The sequence below is a fragment of the Streptomyces sp. NPDC037389 genome, assembly GCF_040636475.1.
GTDB classification, from domain to species: domain Bacteria; phylum Actinomycetota; class Actinomycetes; order Streptomycetales; family Streptomycetaceae; genus Streptomyces; species Streptomyces hesseae.
On sequence record NZ_JBEZUS010000036.1, the window covers coordinates 1 to 3,661 of the forward strand.

Genomic DNA, 3,661 nt, shown 5'->3' on the forward strand with positions numbered 1-3,661 from the left:
CGGAGCCTGCGACCCCACAGTGATGAGTAGATCCACACCGTGGGACGGTTCCAGGGCCAGCAGGTCGAACGAGGCGACGCCTCCAAGGCTGTGGGCGAGCAGCACCACTGGGCCGTCGTCCTGTTCCCGGGTGAGCGCGACGACTTCGGCGATCCGTGACCGCAGCCCCTCGCCGCGCCCCTGGTACCGCAGGATGTCGCCGCTCTCCGGGAGAACGCCCCGGATCACCCGGCGACGGCCGGCTTGGACGGCGGGTGAGACAGTCCACAGCAGCGGGTCGCCCAGCAGCCTGGCCCCGACCCACTTACCGGCATCCTTGATCCCGCGGTCGGTTCCGCCGAGCCGGTCGGTGAGCAGAGCGACCAGCCTGTCGCGGTCGGCGCCGTCGACGGGCAGCGGTTCCTCCGCGTCCTCGGCAGCCTCAGCCAGCCGGGTGGTCAAGACGATCACGGCGCGGGCGGCCATGGCCTCGGAATCAGGGACCGGGGCCGTCCCGGACAGCCGCATCGAAATCTCGGCACTGATCTCCTCTGCGGCCTGCCTGAGGTACGGGGCGAGCTCAGCGGCCAGTGAACGGGTACTGGCACTCGCTGCTGAGCCGCCTGGCGCCAAGTCCTCTTCGGTGAGGCATCGGAGCCGCGCAGCGAGGACGTCCCACGGATCAGTGCGACCGGGTACGAATCCGCCGTCGTCCTCCTCCGCACTGTCGGCCAGAAGTTCGATCTCGGCGACCGGGTCCCGCTCGAGAAGCCCCCAGACGGCCAGCGGGTCATCGGCGTCAGCGGTGGGCAGTGCCCGATCCTGATCCCGTTCGGGGAAGCAGGCGCCGTCGAAGGCGAGGTGCGCCCCGTAGCGGTCGCCCCAGTAACAGGGAACGAGCCGGACGTCCGGTCGTAAGCGTTTCAGTCCCGTGGCGACGCGGTTGTACGACTTGCGGTACGAATCCTCCCGCACCCCCGTGCCGTGCACAAAGACAACGCTCGTCACCCTGCCCCCCCACCGCGTCGTGTCCCCGCATTCTACTGACCTTGAAGGCGGGTTGTCGTAGGGGCTGACGATCGGTGATCGTCGCGGTATGCCGGGTGTATGAGGTATCCGCAGGGTGGGGGTCTGACCGCGGAGAGGCAAGCGTTCCGCGAACGGGTCCGGATGGAAGCAGCGGCAATGTTCGCTGAAGGGCGGGGCAGCACGGACATCGCGAAGGAGTTACGGGTCAGTGTTCGGTCAGTCCAGCGGTGGCGGCAGGCCTGGAATGCGGCTGGCCGGGACGGGGTTCGCTCTCGTGGCCCGGCGTCCAGGCCCAAGCTGAGCGACGCACTGTTCGCCGTGCTCGAGGAGGAGCTGTCCAAGGGGCCGGTCGCGCATGGCTGGCCGGACCAGAGATGGACACTGGCCAGGATCAAGACCCTGATCGGCCGGCGGTTTCACAAGTCGATGACGCTGTCGGGGATTTCGCAGATGCTGCGGCGTCATGGGTGGAGTCATCAGGTTCCGGCCCGTCGTGCGGCCGAGCGCGACGAAGCCGCGGTGGCCGGCTGGGTGAAGGATGTATGGCCGCACGTGGAAACACCGCGGCGGCGCTCGGGGCCTGGATCGTCTTCGAGGACGAAGCCGGGTTCTCGATGACGCCGCCTACCTCACGCACCTGGAGCCGGCGCGGGACCACACCGGTCATCCGGGTCCGCGGCCGTTCCCAGCGCCGCTTCTCCATTGCCGCCCTGTGCTGCTACAAGCCCGGTGAGCGCTCCCGCCTCATCTACCGGCCCAGACGGCATGCAGATCACAAGAGCGCAGGCCGCAAGAGCTTCGCGTGGACCGAATACCGCGACCTGCTCATCGCCGCCCACCAGCAACTCGACGCACCGATCGTCCTCATCTGGGACAACTTGAACGTCCACAAAGACCGCCGCATGCGGGCCTTCATCGACGCGCAGGACTGGCTCAACGTCTACTACCTGCCGTCTTACGCACCCGACCTCAACCCTGTGGAAGGGATCTGGTCGGTCCTCCGCCGAACCACCCAGGCCAACACGGCCTTCACCGACCCGAGCCACCTCATACGCCGGCTCCGACACGGCCTCCGCCAGATCCAATACCGCAGCGACATCATCGACGGATGCCTCACCGGAACCGGACTCCCACCAACGACACCACGACTACAACCTCAGTAGCGGTGACAGTCACGGTAGGGACTGCTGCAGGGTTGGGTGACAGCGGGGTTTATGCAGCCAGGGCTGCGGGTGGGGTCATGGTGGTCTCGTACTCGACGGGGGTCAATCGGGCCAGGCGTCTCTGACGTCGGCGCCGGTGGTAGGTGCGCTCGATCCAGGTCACGATCGCGATCCGCAGCTCCTGGCGGGTGGCCCAGGTGCGGCGGTCGAGGACGTTCTTCTGCAGCAGCGCGGAGAAGCTCTCCATGGCCGCGTTGTCGCCGGCCGCACCGACCCGGCCCATGGAGCCGACCAGGTCGTGACGTGCGAGAACGGACACGAACTTCCGTGAGCGGAACTGCGACCCGCGATCGGAATGAACGGTGCATCCGGGGACCTGGCCGCGACGGGCCACCGCGGATTCAAGGGCTTTCACCGCGGGGCTGGTCTTCATCCGGGCGTCGATGGAATAGCCCACGATGCGGCCGGAGCAGACGTCCTTGACGGCACACAGATACAACTTGCCCTCGCCGGTCGCGTGCTCGGTGATGTCCGTCAGCCACAACCGGTTCGGCCCGGCTGCGGTGAAGTCCCGCCGCACCAGATCATCATGGACAGGCGGCCCGGCCTTGGCGTTCTTCCCGCGGCTCCTGCGCTTGCCGAAGGCACTCCACCAGCCGTTGTCCCTGCAGATCCGCCAGGCGGTCCGCTCAGCCATCGACTCACCGGCGGTCCGGGCCTCGTCGAGAAGGAAGCGGTGACCGAACTCGGGATCCTCGCGATGCGCGTCGAACAAGGCGTTGGCCCGGTATGCCTCGGCGAGGTCGGACTCGGTGACCGGTGAGGACAGCCACCGGTAGTAGGGCTGGCGGGCCAGCCCGAGCACCCGGCACGTCACCGCCACCGGCACCCGGCCAGGGGCAGCGGCGGCGGCCAGCTCGCGGACGAGCGGGTACATCATTTTGACGGCAGGTTCGCCTGCGACAGATACGCCGCAGCCCTCCGCAGGACCTCGTTCTCCTGTTCCAGCAGCCGGATGCACTTGTGGGCCTCGCGCAACTCGGCCGACTCACCCGAGGCCGTCGCGGGCCTGGCGCCCTCATCGGTGTCGGCACGGCGCAACCACTTCGACAGCGTGATCGGTGGACGCCGAAGTCGGCGGCGATCTGTTCCAGCGTGACGCCGGGCTCACGGTTGCGCGCGTCGCGCACGACGTCCTCGCGGAACTCCTTCGGATACGGCTTGGGCACTGCAACATCCTTCCAGGCCGCCTCTCAGCAAGCCAGGTCAGGTGTCACTTTCCCGTGCAGCAGTCCCGAGAGGCTCGGCGCAGACTTCGGACGCTCTCCCGGATCAAGGCCGCGAGGTTGTGGTGCTGGTAGACCCCCTCGATGAAGGACGCGACGTCCACCGTCAGCAGGCTCGGGACGCCCTCCAGCCGACGGGTCAGATGGCGGGCGGCCATCGGCTCGATGATGCCGCCGCGGGCATCACGTTGCTGCAGAGCGTAG

4 protein-coding genes and 1 pseudogene are annotated in these 3,661 nt (G+C 68.0%); 2 read left to right on the plus strand and 3 right to left on the minus strand.

Annotation, left to right across the window (positions count from 1 at the left end; translation table 11 throughout):
• Positions 1 to 987: hypothetical protein (locus AB0E98_RS33410; protein WP_361710232.1), on the minus strand; the 987-nt coding region annotated here is incomplete at its 3' end.
• 99 nt (positions 988 to 1,086) lie between these two features.
• Here AB0E98_RS33410 and AB0E98_RS33415 point away from each other — a divergent pair.
• Both AB0E98_RS33415 and AB0E98_RS33420 read left to right on the plus strand, forming a co-directional pair.
• Positions 1,087 to 1,626, plus strand: a complete 540-nt coding sequence (locus AB0E98_RS33415) for a winged helix-turn-helix domain-containing protein (RefSeq protein WP_267717417.1) — start codon at positions 1,087 to 1,089, stop codon at positions 1,624 to 1,626.
• Positions 1,623 to 2,171: a transposase gene (locus AB0E98_RS33420; protein ID WP_359516485.1), complete on the plus strand. Its 549-nt coding sequence runs from the start codon at positions 1,623 to 1,625 to the stop codon at positions 2,169 to 2,171. Before AB0E98_RS33415 ends, AB0E98_RS33420 begins: the two co-directional genes overlap by 4 nt.
• A gap of 49 nt (positions 2,172 to 2,220) precedes the next feature.
• Here the strand turns inward: AB0E98_RS33420 and AB0E98_RS33425 are convergent.
• Together AB0E98_RS33425 and AB0E98_RS33430 are read right to left on the minus strand one after the other, a co-directional pair.
• Positions 2,221 to 3,400, minus strand: a pseudogene (locus AB0E98_RS33425) (IS3 family transposase).
• 44 nt (positions 3,401 to 3,444) lie between these two features.
• Positions 3,445 to 3,661: hypothetical protein (locus tag AB0E98_RS33430; protein WP_361710235.1), on the minus strand; the 217-nt coding region annotated here is incomplete at its 5' end.